The organism is Nonomuraea sp. NPDC049141, assembly GCF_040648415.1.
GTDB lineage: Bacteria > Actinomycetota > Actinomycetes > Streptosporangiales > Streptosporangiaceae > Nonomuraea.
In genome coordinates, this window is the sequence record NZ_JBEZDR010000013.1 from 312,582 (window position 1) to 332,368 (window position 19,787).

Consider the following 19,787-nt stretch of genomic DNA (forward strand, 5'->3'; position numbering starts at 1 on the left):
GACGCCATGTTCTCCATCGGTGTGAACACCTGGGTCTGGGTCTCCTCGCTGACCGACGACGACCTGGCGCGGCTTGCGCCCCGCATCGCCGGGTGGGGCTTCGACGTCGTCGAGCTGCCCGTCGAGCAACCCGCCGACTGGAATCCGGACAAGGCCGCGGCGGTGCTGGCCGAGCACGGGCTGGCCGCGTCCGTGGTGCTGGTCATGCCGCCGGGGCGCGAGCTCGTGGCCGCCTCCCCGGAGACCGTCCGCGACACCCAGGACTATCTGCGGCACTGCGTCGACGTGGCGGTGACCGTCGGCTCCCCGGTGATCGGGGGGCCGGCGTACGCCTCGGTCGGCCGTACGTGGCGGCTGTCACCGGACGAGCGCCGGGAGGTCTACGCCGAGTTGCGTGAGCGGCTGCGGCCTGTCCTCGACTACGCGGCCGAGCATGGGGTGAGGCTCGCGGTCGAGCCGCTCAACCGGTATGAGACCAGCCTCGTCAACACCGTCGAGCAGGCCCTCGACGCGCTGCCTGAGGACTGCCACCTGGCGCTCGACACCTACCACATGAACATCGAGGAGAAAGACCCCGCCCAGGCGGTGCGGGTCGCGGCGGATCGGATCGCGCACGTGCAGGTGTGCGGCACCGATCGCGGCACGCCGGGGGCCGACCGCTTCGACTGGCCCGGCTTCACCCGAGCCCTGCACGACGTCGGCTATCGAGGGCCGCTCGTCATCGAGTCGTTCACCGCCTACAACCAGACCATCGCCACCGCGGCCTCCATCTGGCGGCCCCTCGCGAAAAGCCAGGACGCGCTGGCCGTGGACGGCCTCGCCTACCTGCGCACCCTCTGATCAAGGCGGTGACTCATTGGGCGAGCCGGCGGCAGCCGGCCGTGAAAGTTTCATACTTATTGAATGACTTTTCCTTGCCCCATTGAATGTCGGTGGGACAGCGCGGCACTGGCGATACCGCCTGCACCTGCAGATTTCCGATAAAGGCAGCGAGGCCCTGGCCAGGAGAAGCGGAAAGATGGTCGTGGATCCGCTGGCCGGATAAGCATGCTTGACACGTTCCTTGGCCCGACCTATTTTCATTGCGAATCGATTCGACACCTTGTCGCATGGTCAGGCCCCGCCGCCCGGATCGATGGGTGGGCCGCTGCTGAAGACGACCGGCATCGGCCGAGACGACCCACGCCTTCCCGCCCTTCAGCTCCGACCGTTGCCGGTAACCCCCAGGAGATCCTTCATGCGAAGATCACGCCTGCTTTCCGCCCTCGCCGCGGCCTTATTAGGGCTGTGGCTGTCCGCGGTGCCGCTGGCGGCGCACGCGGCCGCTCCGCAGTTCAAGGTGCTGCTGTTCAGCAAGACCGCGAGCGGCGCCTACCGGCATGACTCCATCCCCGCCGGTGTCGCGATGTTCCAGCAGCTGGCGGCCGACAACAACTTCCAGCTCGACCAGAGCGAGGACTCCGCCGTCTTCACGACCGCGACCCTGAACACCTACGACGCTGTGATCATGCTGCAGACCAGTGGCATGGTGTGGGACAACGACGCCCAGCGTCAGGCTTTCCAGGCGTACGTGCGCAGCGGCCACGGCGTCGTCGCGATCCACAACGCCACCGACATGAACATCGAGACGCAGTTCCCCTGGTGGGACCAGATCGCCCTGGCCGGCGCGCACATGACCGCGCATTCGGCGATCCTGCAGGGCACCGCCAAGGTGGCCGACAAGGTTCACCCTTCCACGAAGGGGCTGCCGGATCGGTGGGTGCGCTCGGAGGAGTGGTACAACTTCGACAAGAACCTGCGGGGCTCGGTGCACGTGCTGGTGAGCGCGGACGAGACCACCTATGACGCGGGGCCCAGCAAGATGGGTGCCGATCACCCGATCTCCTGGTGTCACAATCCGGAGGGCGGCCGGGTGTGGGCCACCGCGATGGGCCACCAGGCGTCCTCCTATTCGGAGTCGCCGTTCAAGCAGCACCTGCTGGGTGGGGTGAAGTGGGCGGCGGGTGCGGCGCCGGGTGACTGCGGCGGCACCGTCGCGGCCCGGTTCCAGAAGGTGACCCTCGACGGCGCACCGGACCAGCCGATGGAACTCGACGTGGCCGGCGACGGCAGGGTCTTCTACGTTTCGCGCTCGGGCAAGGTGAATCTGATCCCCGCCAATGGCGGGGGCACGCGCGTCATCGCCACCCTGCCGGTGTACGACGGCGGTGAGGACGGTGGCATCGGGCTGGCGCTGGATCCGAACTTCGCCACCAACGGCTGGATCTACGTCAACTATTCGCCGTCCAATGGCGGTGAGGTGAACCGGGTATCGAGGTTCACCTTCAACGGCACCAGCCTCGACCTGGCGAGTGAGAAGAAGATCATCGAGGTTCCGGCGTACCGGAACGTCGACGAACCCGGCCACACCGGCGGCTACCTCGCCTTCGGGCCGGGCGGGAACCTGTACATCGGCCCGGGTGACGACACCAATCCCAACGGGTCCAGCGGCTACGCCCCGATCGACGAGCGGCCGGGCCGGGAGCATTACGACGCCCAGCGGTCCGCGGCCAACACCAACGACCTGCGCGGCAAGATCCTGCGCATCCACCCCGAGCCCGACGGCACCTACACGATTCCGTCCGGCAACCTGTTCACGTCCGGCACCGCCAAGACGCGGCCGGAGATCTACGCGATGGGCTTCCGTAACCCGTTCCGCTTCTCGGTCGACAAGGTGACGGGCTGGATCTCGCTGGGTGACTACGGCCCGGACGCCGGCGCCGCGAACCCCAGTCGCGGTCCCGAGGGCACCGTCGAGTGGAACCTGATCAAGCAGCCGGGCTTCTACGGCTGGCCGTACTGCGTCGGTAACAACATCCCGTTCAACGACTACAACTTCGCCACCAACACCTCCGGCGCGAAGTTCAACTGCTCGGCACCGGTCAACGACTCGCCCAACAACACCGGCGTGACCAGTTTGCCCGCAGCCAAGCCCGCGACCGTCTGGTACAACTACCATGCCTCGGCCGAGTTTCCCGAGATCAACTGCTGCGGCGGTGCCGCCCCGATGGGCGGCCCCTTCTACCGCTACGACCCGGCCAGTGGCTCTGACCGCAAGTTCCCCGAGTATTTCGACGGCACGCCGTTCCTGTATGAATGGAGCCGCAACTTCGTCAAGGAGTTCCGGCTGGACTCCTCGGGCAACCTCCTGAAGATCAACCCCTTTGTGGCACAGCTCGCCCCGCATGCGCCGATCGACATGAAGTTCGGTCCGGACGGCGCCCTGTACATGGCCGACTGGGGCAACGGCTTCGGCCACGAGAACACCGATGACAGCGTCTATCGGGTCGACTACGTGGTCGGAAACCGCGCACCCCTGGCCAAGGCAAACGCCAACCCTGACTCGGGCGCGGCGCCGCTTACGGTGGCGTTCTCCTCGGCCGGCTCGTCCGACCCCGACGGCGACGCGATCACCTACGCGTGGGACTTCGGCGACGGCGGGACCTCCACCAGCGCCAACCCGTCCCACACCTACAGCGCCAACGGGACCTACACCGTCAAACTGACCGTACGGGACTCCGGCGGGAAGACGGGCAGCGTCACGTTGCCCATCGTCGTCGGCAACACCCGTCCCAAGGTCGTCTTCTCGGCTCCGCCCGACGGCGGGTTCATCGACTTCGGCGACCGAGTGGCCTACACGGTCAACGTCACCGACCTCGAGGACGGCGCCGTCGACTGCACCAAGGTCAACGTGATCACGGCGCTCGGCCACGACCAGCACGCCCACGACACCGGCCAGTACACCGGTTGCTCCGGAACGGTCACGACCACCGCCTCCGGCCATGACGAGGCGTCCAACGTCTACTACGCCCTGTCCGCCGACTACACCGACAAGGGCGGCCTGAAGGGCAGCACCGGCATCACCCTGCAGCCCAAGCACAAGCAGGCCGAGCACTTCGCCGGCTCGTCCGGAATCCGGATCGTCGACGAGCCCGGAGCCGAAGGCGGCAGGCGCATCGGCGACATCTCCAACAACGACTGGACTTCCTTCAGCCCGATCAACCTGTCCGGGATCGACACGGTGTCCTTCCGGGTCTCGGCGCCGTCCAACACCGGGGCGTCCATCGAACTGCACGCCGACTCGCCGACCGGGGCGCTCATCGCCTCCAGTCCCGTGACGGCCACCGGCGGATGGAACACCTACGCGTCCCTGCCCGCGGTGCGGGTCACCGACCCCGGTGGCACCCGCAATGTCTACGTCGTGTTCAAGGCGTCGTCGGCGAACTCGTTCGACGTGGACTCGTTCACCTTCAACGGCAAGGGCGTCGGGCAGGGTGACGGCCCGCCCCCCGGCAGCACGAGCGCGCTGCGGGGTGTGGGGTCGAACCGGTGCCTCAACGGAGCCTCGCCGACGAACGGCACACAGATGCAGATCGTGGACTGCAACGGGCAGTCCAGCCAGCAGTGGACGTCGACTGCCGCGGGTGAGCTGCGAGTGTACGGCAACAAGTGCCTGGACGTGAACGGGGCCGGGACGGCGGACGGCACTGCCGCGATCATCTGGGACTGCAACGGGCAGAACAACCAGAAGTGGCGCCTCAACGCCGACGGCACGATCACGGCAGTGGGGGCGAACAAGTGCCTGGACGTCGCCGGTGCCGGCACCGCCAACGGCACCAAGGTGCAGATCTGGGCGTGCAACAGCCAGAACAACCAGAAGTGGACCCGCGTCTGAACGCCATGTGACGTCCGCACCCTGGAGCCGGCCCGCCCTCCTGCGGCGGCTCCAGCGGTCTGGGCGGCGGGGGTATTTTTTACAGGTCAGAGAGCAGTTCCGAGTCGGCAGGCGAAGAGCGAGGCGGCGGATCGGCTGGTGCGGTCTGTTCCCGGGGTTGCCAGTCCACCTTCAGGTGGTCGCGTTTGCCGAACCTTTCGAGGTCTCTGGCGATGAGCTCTTGAAGCCGCTGTAGGTTCGCCTCGTCAACGGCTGCTGCGTGAGAAGCCGCGTCGATTGTAGATGAGTGTGGTGTGGTGCGCCGCCAGATGCTCGGCCACCATGCGGAAGCTGTCGGCGGTGCCACTGGCCCCGGGGATCATGATCAGGAGAGGGCCGTTGCCGTAGGTCTCGTAATAAAGGCCTGCCCCAGGAACTTCGCAGATGCTCATGTGCTCCTCCTCGCGCGAGGGCCCGCGTCAGCGTGGCCGGCGGCTGTCATCGGTGACCGGCTCACTCAGGGGGCTCCAACTCGGCCCAGCTGTTGTGAGCCATGGCGGTCAGTTTTGCGATACATCATGTATATGTCAATGTCATTGTGTCTCGAAAAATGGGAGCCGTGTAGCGCCGTCATCGCGGCCGGCCAGGGCAAGCTCGCGGGTCTCCGGCCGTTGTCCCATATACCCAGCATGGGTATTTTCGAGAAAAAGATCGTCCGTGCGGGGTGTGCGAAGTGAGCTGACCAGCGCGGACGGCCCCGTATGCGCGCTGCTCGGGCCGCAGTTGCACGCCGACCTCCTGGCTTCCCAAGTCACCGACTTCGATGAGGTCTTCGGCACCAGGATCACCTGGACGCTGGGGTTCGTACGAGACCGCGGCAAGATCGCCAAGGGTGGGATCGGCGGTTCGGCCGCCTGGTGGTCGCTCAAGCACCGGCACGGCTGTGCCTACCTGACGCGACGACTGGACGATCATTCCCGCGCCGCGGCGATCGCCGTAGCGCTGGACGACGCCCTGACCGTCGTAGGCGAGGACTGACCCGGGCCTCGCTTTCCTACTGTCCAAATGCGCCTACGAGCAATCTCTACCTGGCCCTCGGTTGAGCCTCAGTTGTCAGCCTTGTGATCAGATTCGCGGTGAGGGCCCTCGGTCGGCACTGCCATGGGCGTCGGTACGGGCGAGACGAACCGGCAGGCGACGGTTGCCAGAATCGCACCCGTCAGGGCCGCGGCCGTGGCGGCGCCGAACGCGGCGCCGCCGGTGGCGTGGGGACCAGTGAGCCGGCCGGCGACGGCGGTGCCCAGGCCGTAGCCGGTCCACATGAAGGTGTTGAGCCAGGCGAAGACCTCAGTGCGGTAGCGGGCGGGGGCATGGTCGGCGAGCAGGGCTGGCACAACGGCGTCACGCGGTCCGGTCACCAGTCCGATGAGAGTGATCAGTACGGCGAGTGCCGCGAAGCCGGGTGCCCAGGCCCCGCCGAGCAGGACGGCTGCCTCGGCGAGTGAGAGCAGGACGAGCAGGCGACTGCCGGTGATGGGCCATGCTCGCGCGCCGTAGCCGAGGGTGCCGAGGAGGGCGCCGGCTGACAGCAGGCCCATCAGCACGCCGGCGGAGGCGGCCGAGCCGAAGGCGGTGGCCGAGGCGACCGTGGCAATACGCAGGCAGCCGAAGGTGAAGGTGCCGAAGGCGGCGACGGTCAGCAGCAGGAGGGTGCGCCGGTGGGTGAGCGGCCCGGCCAGGTGAAACTTGCCTGGCGGGGTGGGCGCGGCCTGCCGTATCGCGGGGGAGGTCAGAAGTAGCGCGGTGCCGAGCAGTACGGCGGCACCGGCGGTGGTCACCACGCTGTGGGCTGGGATGACCCAGGTCAGGACCGGCACGAACAGGGGGCCGGCTATGAACATCAACTCGTTGACGGCGTTGTCGACCGCGTAGGCCACGGACAGGGAGGCGGCGGGGACGAGGCGTGGCCAAGCGCTTCTGATGACGGATCCGGCGGGCGGGGTGGTGGCGCCGAGCAGTACCGCCGCGCTGATCATCAGGGCAGGTGGGGCGAGCAGAAGCAGGGCGTAGGCGAGGGCGTGGGCGGTCAGGTAGCCAGTCAGCACCGGTCGCGGGCCGTACCGGTCGGCGAGACGTCCGCCGAGCGGCGCGCACGTGGCCAGGGCTAACGCGTGGCCGGTGAGCACGAGTCCGGCGGTGGAGTAGGAGCCAAGCCGGTCGACAGCGGCCAGCAGCAGGGCGAGGCTGAGTACAGGCGTGCCCAGCTTGACGATGAGCCCGGCGATGAGCAAGTTGAGGACGCCCGGATGGGCTAGCAGACGGCGATAGGGCGCGAACATTGAGGCTCCGTTACTATCTAACTCGATTACGCCTATAACACAAGGAAAGGTGTTACTGGTCAAGTGGAGATAGCCTGTAACGTGACTCGGCAGGCTCCGCTGATCGCTGAGCTGGTCAATCTGGCCACGACGCGCTCGCGGGGTGGCGGCTCGGTGAAGCCGCTGTCAGGAGAGGACCTGGCGACGGCGTTCGCCGCCCAGTTCGGCGACCGTACGAGCGCGGCCCTGTGCGCTGTCCCGGACGCGGGGGAGCGTCTGGCCGAGCTGGCCATCGAGCTGCGGCATGCGCTGCTGGCCGAGCGTCCGGCGGACCAGGCCGCCCGCATCAACGCGATGATCCGCAAGTACGGGGCGCAACCGTACCTGGTGGAGGACGTCGGCCAGCCGTTCCACCTGCACTTCCACGGTTCGTTCGGTACTCAGGTGGAGGCCCTCGGCGGCGAGTTCGCCACGGCGCTGGCCCTCATCGTGGACGGCTACGGTCCCGACCGCTTCGGGATATGCGAGGCGCACCAGTGCGAGGCGGTCTATATCGACCTGACCCGCAACGGCTCCCGCCGCTACTGCAGCACGGCGTGTACGGCCCGCGCCAAGACCGCCGCCTACCGCAGCCGCCGCCAATCCTGATCAAGCTTTGTGGTGCTCCTGCAGGAGACGGGTCGCTTCCCAGACCTGTTCGGTGTGCGCGGACTCGATCAGGTGCGGCTTGACGTCCACTAGAGGGAGCCGTCCGGCGTGGTCCTCTTCTAGCGCGGATCTTGACCATCGGTCTCGGCGACGACTCCCGTACGCCGATCACTCCTTCGCGGTCCCATTGGCCGGCGGCCGCCGCCTGGGGCAGGTCCACGAGACGGTCTGTCGCTTGAAGCCTGCCCAGGGGACAGCACGGTAGCTCGGTCAGGTTTGCTCGTAGCCGAGCAACGTCATCATGCCGGACTCGGCGTGGTAGACGTTGTGGCAATGGATCATCCAGATGCCCGGGTTGCCGGCCTGGAAGTCGACGTCGAGGGTGCTGTTCGGCAGGACGATCGCGGTGTCCTTGCGGGCACCGCTCTGCAGGGCGAAGGTGTGACCGTGCAGGTGCATGGGGTGCCACATCGTGGTGCGATTGACGAAGGACAGGCGCACCCGTTCCCCGGAGCGAATCGGTGTGATGATCTTTGGGTCGTACTTGCGGCCGTTGATCGCCCAGTCGTAGGCCATCATGCCGCCGGTGAGCTCCAGCTTGACGGTGCGGTCCGGCTGCTTGGACGGCAGCCGCGCGGAATCGTCTGCCCGGAGGTCGGCATAGCGGATCACCGTGCCGTCGAGTTCGCGAGGGCGCTGGTCCGCGCGTGGGGCCCGGGACTGTGCGCTGGTACGGATGAGGGCGCGGGCGGTGGCGTTCTTGCCTTCGGCCAGCGCGACCAGGGGGAAGACGCCGTCCTTGAGGGTGACGAGCACGTCGTAGCGCTCGCCCATGCCGATGAGCAGTGCCTGCGTGTCGGTGTGCCGTACGGGGAAGCCGTCGGTGTGGGTGACGGTCAGGCGGTGTTCGGCCAGGGCGACGCGGAAGGCGGTGTCGCCGCCGGCGTTGATCAGGCGGATGCGCAGCCGGGTGCCGGGTTTGGTGGTGAAGGTCTCCGGTTGGGTGGGGAGACGGCCGTTGAGCAGGAAGTGCGGGTAGCGGACGTCGCCCGCGTCGCCGCCGAGCAGCGGGCTCCTCGCGCCCATCAGCATGTGGCCGCCCTTGCCTGGCGATGAGCTGGGCGATGGGCTGGGGGACGCGCCGTCGCCCATCATGCCGCCGTGGTTCATGCCGCCCATGCCTCGGGAGAGCTCGGCCAGGACGTCCTCTGGAGTTCCGGTGACGCCGTCGAGCCAGTCGTCGAGGACGACGACCCACTCCTCGTCGTAGCCGAGCGGCTCGCGGGGGTCCTCGACGATCATCGGCGCGTACAGGCCACGGTCGAGCTGGGTGCCGGAGTGCGGGTGGAACCAGTACGTGCCCGGGTCGGGTGCGGTGAACTCGTAGACGTACCCGGCACCGGTCTTGACCGGCTGCTGGGTGACGCCGGGCACGCCGTCGGCGTCGTTGCGCAGCGCCAGGCCGTGCCAGTGGATGCTGGTGTCAGCGGGAAGTCGGTTGACCAGGCTGGCGCGTACTGTCTCGCCCGTGTTCACCCGGATCGGGGTGCCGGGGATGCGGCCGTTGTACGCCCAGGTCCGTACGGTCAGGCCGCCGAGGTCGGCCTGGGTCTCGGCGGCGACCAGGCGGAAATCCCTGACAGCGCCCGGGCGGCGGGCCTGCTCGGCGGCGCGCACCTGAGTCCCGGTCGGGGTGACGAAGGAGGGGGAGGAGATACGGCTCTCATTGCCGCTGCAGGCTGTGAGGGCGGCCCCGCCGAGCAGGCCGAGGCCGGTTTTGAGCAGGGTGCGTCGATCGATGGTCATGGTGATGCCTCGCTTGGAAGGTCGTACAGGGAAGGGATCGAGAGCTGGTCCGGGGACGCTCTAGATCCGCAACACGACCGTGCGAGTCGGCGGTGGGCCGCGCAGAACCTGTGACCAGAGCCGCAACCAGCGGCCGGTACGGGAGGGTGCGCTGGAGGTGCGGCGACCGCGCGACTCCAGGCAGAGCAGGAGCACACCCATGCCGATGATCGCCAAGCACACCCAGCCCGCCATGGTGGCGTGGTCGCCGGCAGGAGGCTGTCCGGTGTGGGAGAGGCTGGTGGCCTGCATGGAGGAATGGTGGGTGTCGATGGACATGCCGGGTTCGCTGAGATGGCCCAGCGAGTGCATCGCCACAACGCCGAGCATCAAAGCTACGAGCAACACTAGTCGCAAGACCATGCGATGTGCTCGGCTCATGCCTCCAGAATAGTGCCATCGCCTATTGTGCATAGTATTTCCGGTCCAGGACTTGTCGTCGTGTCGAGCACCGCATCTCGGCGCCGTCGGGTCGCGGTCGAGGGCGGGCTGCCCGTGCTGCCCAGCGCCGCCTCGAGTGTCGCCGGGAGGCTTCGGCGGGCCCTTCGAGCACGCCTGGTTTGCGGATCACGTGTGGCATTTCAACATTCCGAGGTTCGGTGGAATACGGTAGGGGGGTATGGTGTTGTTCTCGGCGACGCACCCGACGGGAGGCTGGACATGGCCGGATACAGCAACAGCAAGCAGGATCACGCGACGCGGCTGCGTCGCGTCGAAGGGCAGATCCGCGGCCTGCAACGGATGGTCGACGAGGACAAGTACTGCATCGACATCCTGACCCAGGTGTCGGCGGCGACCAGCGCGCTGAAGTCGTTCTCCCTGTCGCTGCTGGAGGAGCACCTGGCCCACTGTGTTGCCGAGGCCACTCTGAAGGGCGGCCCCGAGGCGGACGCCAAGGTCAAGGAAGCCTCCGATGCCATCGCCAGGCTCGTCCGTTCTTGACCGCGTTGAAGGAGACATTGATATGAGCACCGCTACTTACACCGTTAAGGGCATGACCTGCGGACACTGCGTCAGCTCGGTCAAGGAAGAGGTCGGCGAGGTGCCCGGCGTGACGAACGTCGAGGTGGACCTGGCCAGTGGCCTGCTGACCGTTGACAGTGACGGCCCGGTTGGCGCGGCGAAGATCGCCGCCGCTGTCGAGGAGGCCGGCTACGAGGTGGTGAGCGGGTCATGAATACCGCCGCCAAACTCGGCTCCTACGTCCTCGGGCTCGCCGTCGTCTTCGGCGGCGCCCTGGGCGCGGGCAAGGTGGTGGGCCCGATCGGCGCCCCACCGGCCGAGGACCACGCCGCAATGGCGATGCCTGCCGAGCAGGCGAAGAGTGATACCCCTGGGGGGCTCCAAGTGTCCGAAAACGGCTACACCCTCAACGCGCTCACCACGGCGATCAAGCCGGGCGAGCCCACCGATTTCCAATTCACCGTGATCGGTCCCGATGGCAGGCCGGTGACTGATTACCAGGTGGAGCACGACAAGAAGCTGCACTTCATCGTCGCGTCCCGGGATCTGACGAGTTTCCAGCACCTGCACCCGGTCGAGGCAGGGGGCGGTGTCTGGTCGGTCAAGCTGACGCTGCCCGAGGCGGGCGCCTACCGTGCGTTCGCCGATTTCGCCCCCACCGGCGGCAGCGGGCTGACCCTCGGCACCGATCTGTCCGTCGCGGGCGCCTACCAGCCGAAGGCGTTGCCTCCGGTCAGCCGTACGGCGACGGTCGACGGCTACACGGTCACCCTCGAAGGGGACCTGCTTCCGGGCAAGGCCAGCAAGCTCACCCTCAAGGTCGGCAAGGACGGCAAGCCGGTCACCGACCTGCAGCCGTACCTGGGCGCGTACGGCCATCTGGTCGCACTGCGCGCCAAGGACCTGGCCTACCTGCACGTACACCCCGAGGCCGGCGAGAAGGCGGGGCCGGAGATCACCTTCTACGCCGAGGTGCCCTCCGGTGGTGACTACCGGCTGTTCCTGGACTTCCAGCACCAGGACAAGGTCCGTACCGCCGACTTCACCGCCGAGGCGGCACCCGCGACGGCGGGCACTCCGGCCGCCGAAGACACGCACGGCCACTGATCGAGACAGGAAGGAGAACGGTGATGTCTTCTATCACTGATGACCGTCCGCTCAACGCGGTCGAACTCTCGATCGGCGGCATGACCTGCGCGTCGTGCGCCAACCGGATCGAGCGCAAGCTGAACAAGCTGGACGGCGTCACGGCCACGGTCAACTACGCGACGGAGAAGGCGAAGGTCACCTTTTCCGACGACCTCGACCCTCAGACGCTGATCAGCGAAGTCGAGAAGGCCGGCTACAGCGCCGCCCTGCCCGCGCCGCCCAGGAGCGAGACGGCGACGGCCGAGGAAGAGGCGCAGGACGAACTGCGTCCGCTACGCAGCCGTCTCATCACCTCGGTGGTGCTGGCGGTGCCGGTGATCGCGATGGCGATGATCCCGCCGCTGCAGTTCACCAACTGGCAGTGGCTGTCGCTGACGCTGGCCGCGCCGGTGGTGGTCTACGCGGGCTGGCCGTTCCACAAGGCCGCCTGGACCAACCTGCGGCACGGCGCCGCCACGATGGACACGCTGATCTCGATCGGCACCATCGCTGCGCTGGGCTGGTCGCTGTGGGCGCTGTTCTTCGGCACCGCGGGCACGCCCGGCATGACGCACCCGTTCGCCTTCACCATCGAGCGCACCGACGGCTCCGGCAACATCTACCTCGAAGCCGCAGCGGGGGTCACCGCGTTCATCCTGGCCGGGCGCTACTTCGAGGCCCGTTCCAAGCGCCGCGCCGGCGCCGCGTTGCGGGCCCTGCTGGAACTGGGAGCCAAGGACGTCGCGGTACTGCGCGACGGCGTCGAGACCCGCGTCCCCAGCGACCAGCTTCAGGTCGGGGACCGGTTCGTGGTGCGGCCCGGCGAGAAGATCGCCACCGACGGGGTGATCGAAGAGGGCACCTCAGCGGTTGACGCCTCGATGCTGACCGGCGAATCCGTGCCGGTCGAGGTCGGGGTCGGCGACGCGGTCACCGGCGCCACGGTGAATGCGGGCGGCCGCCTGATCATCCGCGCGACCAGGGTCGGCGCCGACACCCAACTGGCCCAGATGGCCAAGCTGGTGGAGGACGCGCAGACGGGCAAGGCGCAGGTCCAGCGGCTGGCCGATCGGATCTCCGGCATCTTCGTGCCGATCGTGATCGCCCTGGCCATCGGCACCCTCGGGTTCTGGCTGGGCACCGGTGACGGCGTGGGCGCGGCGTTCACCGCCGCGGTGGCGGTGCTGATCATCGCCTGCCCGTGCGCGCTGGGCCTGGCCACGCCGACGGCGCTGCTGGTCGGCACCGGGCGCGGCGCCCAGCTGGGCATCCTGATCAAGGGACCGGAGGTGCTGGAGTCCACGCGCCGGATCGACACGATCGTGCTGGACAAGACCGGCACGGTGACCGAGGGCAAGATGACCCTCACGAGCGTCCACCTGGCCGACGGTCAGGACGAGAGCGAGGTGCTGCGGCTGGCGGGAGCGCTGGAGCACGCCTCCGAGCACCCGATCGCCCAGGCCATCGCCAAGGGCGCCGCCGCCCGCATCGGTGACCTGCCCACCCCCGAGGACTTCGCCAACGTCGAAGGCCTCGGCGTCCAGGGCATCGTGGACGGGCACGCGGTGCTGGTCGGCCGCCCCAGGCTGCTGGCCGAATGGTCGCAGCACCTGCCCGTCGAGCTGGAACGCAAGCTGGCCGACGAGCAGGCCGCCGGGCGCACCGCGGTGGCGGTGGGCTGGGACGGCGAGGCCCGCGCCGTGCTCGTGGTCGCAGATGTGGTCAAGCCGACCAGCAAGGAAGCCATCGCGCAGCTTCGCGGCCTCGGCCTCACACCGGTCCTCTTGACCGGTGACAACGAGGCCGTGGCCCGGACGGTGGCCGCCGAGGTGGGCATCGACGAGGTGATCGCCGAGGTGCTACCCGCCGACAAGGTGGACGTGGTCAAGCGGCTGCAGACCGAGGGCAAGGTCGTGGCCATGGTCGGCGACGGCGTCAACGACGCCGCCGCGCTGGCCCAGGCCGACCTGGGGCTGGCGATGGGCACCGGCACCGACGCCGCCATCGAGGCCTCCGACCTGACCCTGGTCCGCGGCGACCTGCGGGTGGCCGCTGACGCTCTGCGCCTGTCCCGCCGCACGCTGGCCACCATCAAGGGCAACCTGTTCTGGGCGTTCGCCTACAACGTGGCCGCCCTGCCGCTGGCCGCGCTCGGGCTGCTCAACCCGATGATCGCCGGAGCCGCGATGGCGTTCTCCAGCGTCTTCGTGGTCAGCAACAGCCTGCGGCTGCGCCGCTTCAAGTAACCCCTGATCCGATGGCTCCGAGCAGCACCGCTCGGAGCCATCGGCATGTCACGTCGGATGGGCAGTCGCAGCCGATCGCCCATCCGAGGTTCTGCCGCTACGGGGGAGCTCCCGCAGGCTGCGTGGACGGCGATCCGCGACCGTCGGCGGCGCAGCAACCCGGCAGGCATCCGGGCATGGCCGCATGAGCGGGCGGCAGGCCGGCTTGTGGCGTATGCGCTGGCAGGTTAGTTCGCGGGGGCGAAGGCTGTGGTGAACGTCTTGCCGCCGTCCTTGGACTCAAGGACGGTGCCGTCTTCCAGTGCGGCCAGGAGTCGCCGGCGGTCCACGGCGGTGAACGCGGTGGCCTGGCCGGGTAGCTTGCCGACGGTCGTCCAGGTCTTGCCGTCGTCCTGGCTGGTGTGGATGCGGCCGTCGGCCCCTGCGCCCACCATCAGGCCGGTCGCCAGGACGTCCACATGGCTGAGCAGCGGGGCGTTCGGCACCTCGACGAAGTTCACGCCGCCGTCCTCGCTCACCTTCAGTCCTTGCGGGGTGGTGGCGTACAGGCGGGTGGGCTTCTCGGCGCTCACGCCCAGGTCGAGGACCTTCTCTTCGGTGCCTTGGGTCCAGGTGGCGCCGCCGTCCGCGCTGCGCCAGACCTTCGAGGTCTGGCTGTCGAAGGCGTACAGGTTCTCGCCCGCGAGCTGGAGGGAGTGGAAGTCGGCGGAGCCGTCCTGCGAGATCGTCTTCCAGGTGAGCCCCGCGTCGGTGGAGCGGATCAGTCCAAGGTGCGGCGGACGATCCGGTGAGACGTCCTCGGCGGCGGGATGGCCGCTGGCCAGGAAGGTCTTGGGGCCGGTGATCGTGAAGCCCATGTGGTCCTGGTTCCGGTCGGCGACGCGGGCGATGGTGGTCGGGGAGGTGACCTTGAACAGCCCATAGTGCCCGGCGACGTACAGGGCGCCATCGGCCGGATCGACGCCCACTCCGTGGACGTGGCCCACCCCAAGATCGGACCTGCTCGTTCCGCCGTGCTCTGGAGGTGCCTGTCCGCACGCGACCAAGGTGAAGCTCAGCGCGGCTGCCGAAAGCAGCCGCCGACCCACATGTTGCATGGCCAGATACTACTACGGTCTATCGTAGTGAAGTCAGAGACCGAGGAGCGAATGGCAGTGGTGGGCGAGGAACGCGCTCACCCCCGGCACCATGGCCAGGGTCACGGGACCCGCGAGCAGCAGCGTCACCGCGAGCAGGCCGGCCAGGCGTTCCCGCCGGTCCAGCGGCGCTTGCGGTCCGAGCATCCGACGTACCCGAGCCAGGGCGGTCGCACCGCCGGCCCCGAGGGCGAACGCGGGCACCTTGCCCGTCGCCAACTGGACGAGGGCGGCGGCGATGTGGATGCGCGGGTGGCGGCGTGCCGCGACGTCGTCGGCCAACAGCTCGACCAGCCGGATGATCTCGGTTCGGGCCCGCGCGAACAGCGGCACCCTCGGGAAGGCTCGCGTCAAGGTGTCGGCGGCGGCCAGCACCAGATGGTGGCGTCCGTTCAGGTGCGCCTGCTCGTGTGCGAGCACCGCCGCGACCTGCTCGGGTGCCAGCGAGCGCAGCGCCCCGGTGGTGATGACCGCGTGCCCGTTCCGGCCGGGCAGGCAGTACGCCAGCCGCTGCTCGTAGTCGACCACCATCGCTCCGAGATCGACGTCGTGCCGTCCCAGCAGAGCCAGCGCGTCGGCGTGTCGCCGTCGTTCCCGGCGGGCGCCGAACAAGACCGCGCCGCCCATGTACGCGAGTCGCGCCAGCAGCAGCCCGCCCACCGTGAGGCCGACCCGGGTGCTGGTGGTGCTCAGCGTGGCCCCGTCGTTGAGCAGCATGGCGCACGCCTCGAACAGCCCGGCCAGCCCGTGCCCCACCACGGAGGCGGGCACCGCCACCGCGAACGCGGCCAGCAACGCCGAGGCGACCACTGATGCGCTCGCCGCCTGCCACATCGCGATCGCCAGCCTCGGCGCGCGATCGGTCCAGCCAACCCGCCCCAGCACCCTCGGCAGCAACACGGCCGCGAAGACGGCGTACAGCGCGAGGATGACCGCCACCGTCATGAGCGGCGTCCTGCTCGCGGGTAGACCTGAAGTGCCGTCTCCAGCGCGCTCGCCTCCTCGGGGCTGAGTCCTTCGAGGAAGTGCACCAGCGTGGCCGCCTGGTTGCCGCTCCTGCCCAGGGATTCGCGCATCACGTCGGCGGTGTACGCCTCCTTCGAGGACACCGCCTCGTAGATGTAGGCCCGGCCAATCGGCTTTCGCTTGAGCAGGCCCTTGGTGTGGAGCTTGTCCATCACGGTCATAACGGTCGTGTAGGCGATGGTGCGGTCATTCAACAGGTGCTCGAGGACGTCCCTGACCGACGCGGGCGCCTTGATGGCCCACATCCGATCCATGATCGTGGACTCCAGCTCTCCCAGGCCACGCACCATCGGACAGTCCTCTCCACCTTCGGTCAGTCCCATGCTACCGGGGATCGTAGATAGCGGCCTTGGGTCACGCGACAGCGTCCAGGCGGTCGGCCGCGACTGTGGCGCGCTGGAGGCGGATCAGGTCCTTGGGGGTATTCACGGCGCCGACGAGCACGCCGCTCCTGGCGAAGGCGATCGCGAATCGGTTCACGTCCGGTTCCCCGGTTACCAGGCAGCTCTCGTCAGCCAGGTGCGGCAGTCCGGCGGTCTGGCTGCGGGCGCCGTGCATATGGGTGGCGAAGGAGGGGAGGCCGGCATCCGGCTTGGCGCTCGGCGCCGATCAGGGTGATGTCGCCGGTGAAGCCTTCTCGCCTGAGCGTCTGCACGGCACGCAGGCCGGCCAGGGAGGCGCCCCTCGGGGGTTAGTTATCTGCACCAAGAGGAGACAGACGTCATGAGCGGCACGTACAAGGTGAGCGAATGACCTGCGGCGGACGGAGATTTCCAAGGTGGACGTGGTCACCCGCGTCGAAGTTGACTCACCAGCGGCACGGGGCTGGAACCGCTGAGGAGGCCCTGGTTCGCGACGCCGTCGAAGGGGCGGGCTACGAACTGACCGCAGTCTGACCTTCCTTCCGGTGAACGGATGCCTGCTGCGCGCCGTACCTCTCCATATCGGCGTACTACGAAGTGTGTTAGTAGAGTGGTGCGCCACGGAAGGTATCCGTTCACCGAGGAGAGGGCTGGTGGGAGTGCTGGAGCGGCGTCTCGCGTTGCGGGTCGTGCGCGGCTTCCTGCTCGTCATCCTCGCCTTGGGCGTATACGGGATGCACACGCTGGGGCATGCCGAGTGCAGGCACGGTGGTTCGCCGGGCGATGCGTCCGTCATGCTGCGGGAGTCTGTTTCCTCGGGAAGCCAGGGGGTCGTGCCCGGTGGGGGTATGCCCGGGCTCGATCCGACGAGCGTGTGCCTGGCCGTCCTGACCTCGTTGGTGATCGTGCTGGTGCTGGCCGCCTGGATCAAGGACCGGCGCCGTACCAGCGCGAACACCCTGTCCTCCTCATCTGTCCAGCGGGTCGCCAGACCCCCGCCGAAGACCACCTCCTTGCGCCTGGCACGTCTTTCGATGTTGCGCATATAGGCCGCCGCCCACGCGGACGGGCTCCGAGGCTGTCCGCGACCAGGCCGGCAGTCCCAACACATCGAGAGAACACACCACCATGAACAAGATTTCGTACATCGTCGCCGGGGGCGCGCTCGCTCTGCTGACCGCCTGCGGGAGCAGCGGCGACTCCAACGCCGACTCCATGGCGACACATGGGGGAATGGCCAGCAGCAGCGCCCCGGCCGCCACCTCGGCCAGCGCGCAGCCGTCGGTGTCAGCGACGTTCAACGACGCGGACGTGATGTTCGCGCAGATGATGATTCCGCACCACGAGCAGGCCGTCGAGATGGCCGACATGGCTGCCACGGGTGCCGGCGATTCGGAGGTCAAGGAGCTGGCTACCAAGATCAAGGCGGCTCAGGACCCGGAGATCCAGACCATGAAGGGCTGGCTGACCGACTGGGGCAAGCCTCTACCCGAGGGCGGAATGGGCCACGCGATGCCGGGCGTCATGTCGGAGGAGGACATGAAGAAGCTGGAGGCCGCCAAGGGTAAGGCGTTCGACAAGCTGTTCGTCCAGCAGATGATCGAACACCACAAGGGTGCGATCGACATGGCCAAGACCGAGCAGGCCAACGGTTCCGACCCGGAGGCCAAGGAACTGGCCAAGACCATCGAGACCGCGCAGCAGGCCGAGGTGGAACAACTCCAGAAGATCGCCGACAGGCTCTGACAGCCGAAGACCTGCCCGGGCGCGCTCCCGCGCCCGGGCGGTCTCATCTCGATGGAGGGTTCGACAATGTCCGGGGAACGACGCCTTCGCATCGCGCTCGTGGCGGTGGGGGTAGTTCTTGTCGCCGGGGTGTACCCCCCTGATCCGAGCCTCCCGCGACCCCGTTCAACCACCTCCGAACGCCACCATGATGCCCATCGAGCTGTTGTAGGCGGTCGGCTCGTTGTACTGGGTGTGGACTCGGTTCCGGTCATCGAGAGAGAAGGACAGGTTCGGTTCGCAGATGCTGAAGTCCGATACGGTGTTCGCGCTCGCCGGATGCCAGTCCGTAGCGGCTCCGCGAGGGCTTGAACGGCAGGTTTCAGACACCGGCGGTCATGCCTGACCCGCCGATGAGGACGACGTCTTCCCCCGTCCCGGTTTCCGTATGCGCGATGTTCCCCGTGTCCACATTAGTACTACACGTGAATAGTAGATCTGTTCATCGGGAGTCGGCTTCGGCGGTCACCGCTTGGGCGTAGCGCTGTTCGAGCTTGGCGAGTTTCCAGTACGCGACGCTGCCCAGCCAGGTCAGCAGGAAGGCGCCGACGATCACGTAGCCGATGGTGTTGAGGTCGATGGCGGCGAGAGCGGCCCAGGGCTGGCGGTCGGCCAGGCCGAGTTGGTCGGCGAGGATGCCGAGCAGTTCGACGGTGCCGACGGCGAAGGCGACGAAGATGGACAGGCCGGTGGTGGAGAGGTTGTAGTAGATCTTGCGGAGCGGGTTGCTGAAGGCCCAGTTGTAGGCGTGGGACATGAACGCGCCGTCGAGGGTGTCCCACAGCGACATGCCTGCGGCGAAGATCAACGGTAGCGAGATGATGGCCAGCGGAGGGAGCTGGCCGCCCGCGGCTGCTCCGGCGGAGACGCCGATCAGGCCGACCTGGGTGGCGGTGTCGAAGCCGAGCCCGAACAGCAGGCCGACCGGGTAGATGTGCCAGCTGGCGTTGATCAGCCGGGTGTAGCGGCCTTTGAGCAGGCGGTTCAGTAGGCCGCGTTCGGCCAGCAGGCGTTCGAGCCGCTCCGGTTCGTAGGCGCCGTGGCGTACCTGTCGCCACATCTTCCAGATACCGGCGAAGATGACCAGGTTCAGCCCGGCCACCAGGTAGAGGAAGGCGCCTGAGACGGTGGTGCCGATGATGCCGCCGATGTCGGCGAACGAGCTCTGGAACCGCACGGCCGCCTGCGTGGCGAACGCGACCGCCACGGACAACGCCAGCACGACGGTGGAGTGGCCGAGCGAGAAGAACAGCCCCACGCCCTGCGAGGGCCGGCCCTTCTGCAGCAGGAGCCGGGTGGTGTCGTCGATGGCGGCGATGTGGTCGGCGTCGAAGGCGTGGCGCATGCCGAGCAGGTAGACGATCCCGGCGGCGGAGGCGAAGACGAGCTGGCCGCGGCCGTCGGTCAGGTTGTGATAGGCGGGCTGGGCGTTGTAATAGGCGAACAGTCCGAAGCCTGCCACGTGCAGGGCGGCGACGACGCCGAACAGGGGGATCAGACGTAGGACGTCGGTCCGGCTGAATCGTCGGCTGCTGGTCTGCATGGGAGCCCTCCGTAGCTTCTGCACAAGGCTAGCAACTGCGGACTATTCGCTACTAAATGGCATAGCAGATGAAGCGTCGCCTGAGAAATCCACA

At 68.0% G+C, this 19,787-nt stretch carries 19 protein-coding genes; 10 read left to right on the top strand and 9 right to left on the bottom strand.

Annotated features, from left to right (window positions below; all coding sequences use genetic code 11):
* Positions 1–6 precede the first annotated feature (6 nt).
* Complete coding sequence (locus AB0B91_RS36650; RefSeq protein ID WP_358329704.1) at positions 7–840, top strand: sugar phosphate isomerase/epimerase family protein; 834 nt, start codon at positions 7–9, stop codon at positions 838–840.
* Positions 841–1,237: 397 nt separating this feature from the next.
* On the top strand, positions 1,238–4,714 hold the full coding sequence (locus AB0B91_RS36655; protein ID WP_358329707.1) for a ThuA domain-containing protein: 3,477 nt from the start codon (positions 1,238–1,240) through the stop codon (positions 4,712–4,714).
* Positions 4,715–4,959: 245 nt separating this feature from the next.
* Here the strand turns inward: AB0B91_RS36655 and AB0B91_RS36660 are convergent, their stop codons facing one another.
* Positions 4,960–5,145, bottom strand: coding sequence for an alpha/beta fold hydrolase (locus tag AB0B91_RS36660; RefSeq protein WP_358329710.1), 186 nt, complete (start codon positions 5,143–5,145; stop codon positions 4,960–4,962).
* A gap of 265 nt (positions 5,146–5,410) precedes the next feature.
* Between AB0B91_RS36660 and AB0B91_RS36665 the strand changes: the two genes are divergently transcribed.
* Positions 5,411–5,731, top strand: coding sequence for a hypothetical protein (locus tag AB0B91_RS36665; RefSeq protein ID WP_358329713.1), 321 nt, complete (start codon positions 5,411–5,413; stop codon positions 5,729–5,731).
* A 68-nt stretch (positions 5,732–5,799) separates the two neighbouring features.
* Here AB0B91_RS36665 and AB0B91_RS36670 read toward each other — a convergent pair whose 3' ends face one another.
* Positions 5,800–7,032, bottom strand: coding sequence for an MFS transporter (locus AB0B91_RS36670; RefSeq protein WP_358329715.1), 1,233 nt, complete (start codon positions 7,030–7,032; stop codon positions 5,800–5,802).
* Positions 7,033–7,113: 81 nt separating this feature from the next.
* Between AB0B91_RS36670 and AB0B91_RS36675 the strand changes: the two genes are divergently transcribed.
* Positions 7,114–7,659, top strand: a complete 546-nt coding sequence (locus AB0B91_RS36675; protein WP_358329718.1) for a CGNR zinc finger domain-containing protein — start codon at positions 7,114–7,116, stop codon at positions 7,657–7,659.
* Between the two features lie 270 nt (positions 7,660–7,929).
* Here the strand turns inward: AB0B91_RS36675 and AB0B91_RS36680 are convergent, their stop codons facing one another.
* Entirely contained in the window at positions 7,930–9,465 is a 1,536-nt protein-coding gene (locus AB0B91_RS36680) for a multicopper oxidase family protein (protein ID WP_358329721.1), read from the bottom strand.
* Between the two features lie 60 nt (positions 9,466–9,525).
* The gene (locus AB0B91_RS36685) at positions 9,526–9,885 is read right to left on the bottom strand and encodes a hypothetical protein (protein WP_358329724.1); all 360 of its coding nucleotides are present in this window, start codon (positions 9,883–9,885) and stop codon (positions 9,526–9,528) included.
* A gap of 279 nt (positions 9,886–10,164) precedes the next feature.
* Here AB0B91_RS36685 and AB0B91_RS36690 point away from each other — a divergent pair, with 279 nt between their 5' ends.
* The 4 genes from AB0B91_RS36690 to AB0B91_RS36705 are packed head-to-tail and all read left to right on the top strand — an operon-like array spanning position 10,165 to position 13,841.
* A complete protein-coding gene (locus AB0B91_RS36690; RefSeq protein WP_358329727.1) occupies positions 10,165–10,446 on the top strand; it encodes a metal-sensitive transcriptional regulator in 282 nt (93 codons plus the stop codon).
* Between the two features lie 22 nt (positions 10,447–10,468).
* Complete coding sequence (locus tag AB0B91_RS36695; RefSeq protein WP_358329730.1) at positions 10,469–10,681, top strand: copper ion binding protein; 213 nt, start codon at positions 10,469–10,471, stop codon at positions 10,679–10,681.
* A complete protein-coding gene (locus tag AB0B91_RS36700; protein WP_358329733.1) occupies positions 10,678–11,574 on the top strand; it encodes a hypothetical protein in 897 nt (298 codons plus the stop codon). Before AB0B91_RS36695 ends, AB0B91_RS36700 begins: the two co-directional genes overlap by 4 nt.
* A 23-nt stretch (positions 11,575–11,597) precedes the next feature.
* Positions 11,598–13,841 carry a heavy metal translocating P-type ATPase gene (locus tag AB0B91_RS36705; RefSeq protein WP_358329736.1) on the top strand — a complete coding sequence of 748 codons (2,244 nt, stop codon included), beginning with the start codon at positions 11,598–11,600 and terminating at the stop codon, positions 13,839–13,841.
* Between the two features lie 227 nt (positions 13,842–14,068).
* Here the strand turns inward: AB0B91_RS36705 and AB0B91_RS36710 are convergent, their stop codons facing one another.
* The 4 genes from AB0B91_RS36710 to AB0B91_RS36725 form a co-directional block, all read right to left on the bottom strand.
* On the bottom strand, positions 14,069–14,938 hold the full coding sequence (locus tag AB0B91_RS36710; RefSeq protein WP_358329739.1) for a F510_1955 family glycosylhydrolase: 870 nt from the start codon (positions 14,936–14,938) through the stop codon (positions 14,069–14,071).
* A 33-nt stretch (positions 14,939–14,971) separates the two neighbouring features.
* The gene (locus tag AB0B91_RS36715) at positions 14,972–15,922 is read right to left on the bottom strand and encodes a M56 family metallopeptidase (RefSeq protein ID WP_358329742.1); all 951 of its coding nucleotides are present in this window, start codon (positions 15,920–15,922) and stop codon (positions 14,972–14,974) included.
* The gene (locus AB0B91_RS36720; RefSeq protein ID WP_358329744.1) at positions 15,919–16,293 is read right to left on the bottom strand and encodes a BlaI/MecI/CopY family transcriptional regulator; all 375 of its coding nucleotides are present in this window, start codon (positions 16,291–16,293) and stop codon (positions 15,919–15,921) included. The genes AB0B91_RS36715 and AB0B91_RS36720 overlap by 4 nt, the downstream gene beginning before the upstream one ends.
* A 64-nt stretch (positions 16,294–16,357) precedes the next feature.
* Positions 16,358–16,483: a hypothetical protein gene (locus AB0B91_RS36725; protein ID WP_358329747.1), complete on the bottom strand. Its 126-nt coding sequence runs from the start codon at positions 16,481–16,483 to the stop codon at positions 16,358–16,360.
* Positions 16,484–17,018: 535 nt separating this feature from the next.
* Between AB0B91_RS36725 and AB0B91_RS36730 the strand changes: the two genes are divergently transcribed.
* Positions 17,019–17,414, top strand: coding sequence for a DUF6153 family protein (locus AB0B91_RS36730; protein ID WP_358329750.1), 396 nt, complete (start codon positions 17,019–17,021; stop codon positions 17,412–17,414).
* 79 nt (positions 17,415–17,493) lie between these two features.
* Complete coding sequence (locus AB0B91_RS36735; RefSeq protein WP_358329753.1) at positions 17,494–18,111, top strand: DUF305 domain-containing protein; 618 nt, start codon at positions 17,494–17,496, stop codon at positions 18,109–18,111.
* A gap of 481 nt (positions 18,112–18,592) precedes the next feature.
* Here the strand turns inward: AB0B91_RS36735 and AB0B91_RS36740 are convergent, their stop codons facing one another.
* A complete protein-coding gene (locus AB0B91_RS36740; RefSeq protein WP_358329755.1) occupies positions 18,593–19,693 on the bottom strand; it encodes a HoxN/HupN/NixA family nickel/cobalt transporter in 1,101 nt (366 codons plus the stop codon).
* Between the last annotated feature and the right edge of the window lie 94 nt (positions 19,694–19,787).

What these genes read in the sequence shown, in the direction of transcription:
- AB0B91_RS36650 (WP_358329704.1), top strand. Translation starts at nt 7, where the DNA reads ATGTTCTCCATCGGTGTGAACACCTGGGTCTGGGTCTCCTCGCTGACC.
- AB0B91_RS36655 (WP_358329707.1), top strand. Translation starts at nt 1,238, where the DNA reads ATGCGAAGATCACGCCTGCTTTCCGCCCTCGCCGCGGCCTTATTAGGG.
- AB0B91_RS36660 (WP_358329710.1), bottom strand. Translation starts at nt 5,145, where the DNA reads ATGAGCATCTGCGAAGTTCCTGGGGCAGGCCTTTATTACGAGACCTAC.
- AB0B91_RS36670 (WP_358329715.1), bottom strand. Translation starts at nt 7,032, where the DNA reads ATGTTCGCGCCCTATCGCCGTCTGCTAGCCCATCCGGGCGTCCTCAAC.
- AB0B91_RS36680 (WP_358329721.1), bottom strand. Translation starts at nt 9,465, where the DNA reads ATGACCATCGATCGACGCACCCTGCTCAAAACCGGCCTCGGCCTGCTC.
- AB0B91_RS36685 (WP_358329724.1), bottom strand. Translation starts at nt 9,885, where the DNA reads ATGAGCCGAGCACATCGCATGGTCTTGCGACTAGTGTTGCTCGTAGCT.
- AB0B91_RS36690 (WP_358329727.1), top strand. Translation starts at nt 10,165, where the DNA reads ATGGCCGGATACAGCAACAGCAAGCAGGATCACGCGACGCGGCTGCGT.
- AB0B91_RS36695 (WP_358329730.1), top strand. Translation starts at nt 10,469, where the DNA reads ATGAGCACCGCTACTTACACCGTTAAGGGCATGACCTGCGGACACTGC.
- AB0B91_RS36700 (WP_358329733.1), top strand. Translation starts at nt 10,678, where the DNA reads ATGAATACCGCCGCCAAACTCGGCTCCTACGTCCTCGGGCTCGCCGTC.
- AB0B91_RS36705 (WP_358329736.1), top strand. Translation starts at nt 11,598, where the DNA reads ATGTCTTCTATCACTGATGACCGTCCGCTCAACGCGGTCGAACTCTCG.
- AB0B91_RS36710 (WP_358329739.1), bottom strand. Translation starts at nt 14,938, where the DNA reads ATGCAACATGTGGGTCGGCGGCTGCTTTCGGCAGCCGCGCTGAGCTTC.
- AB0B91_RS36715 (WP_358329742.1), bottom strand. Translation starts at nt 15,922, where the DNA reads ATGACGGTGGCGGTCATCCTCGCGCTGTACGCCGTCTTCGCGGCCGTG.
- AB0B91_RS36720 (WP_358329744.1), bottom strand. Translation starts at nt 16,293, where the DNA reads ATGGTGCGTGGCCTGGGAGAGCTGGAGTCCACGATCATGGATCGGATG.
- AB0B91_RS36735 (WP_358329753.1), top strand. Translation starts at nt 17,494, where the DNA reads ATGAACAAGATTTCGTACATCGTCGCCGGGGGCGCGCTCGCTCTGCTG.
- AB0B91_RS36740 (WP_358329755.1), bottom strand. Translation starts at nt 19,693, where the DNA reads ATGCAGACCAGCAGCCGACGATTCAGCCGGACCGACGTCCTACGTCTG.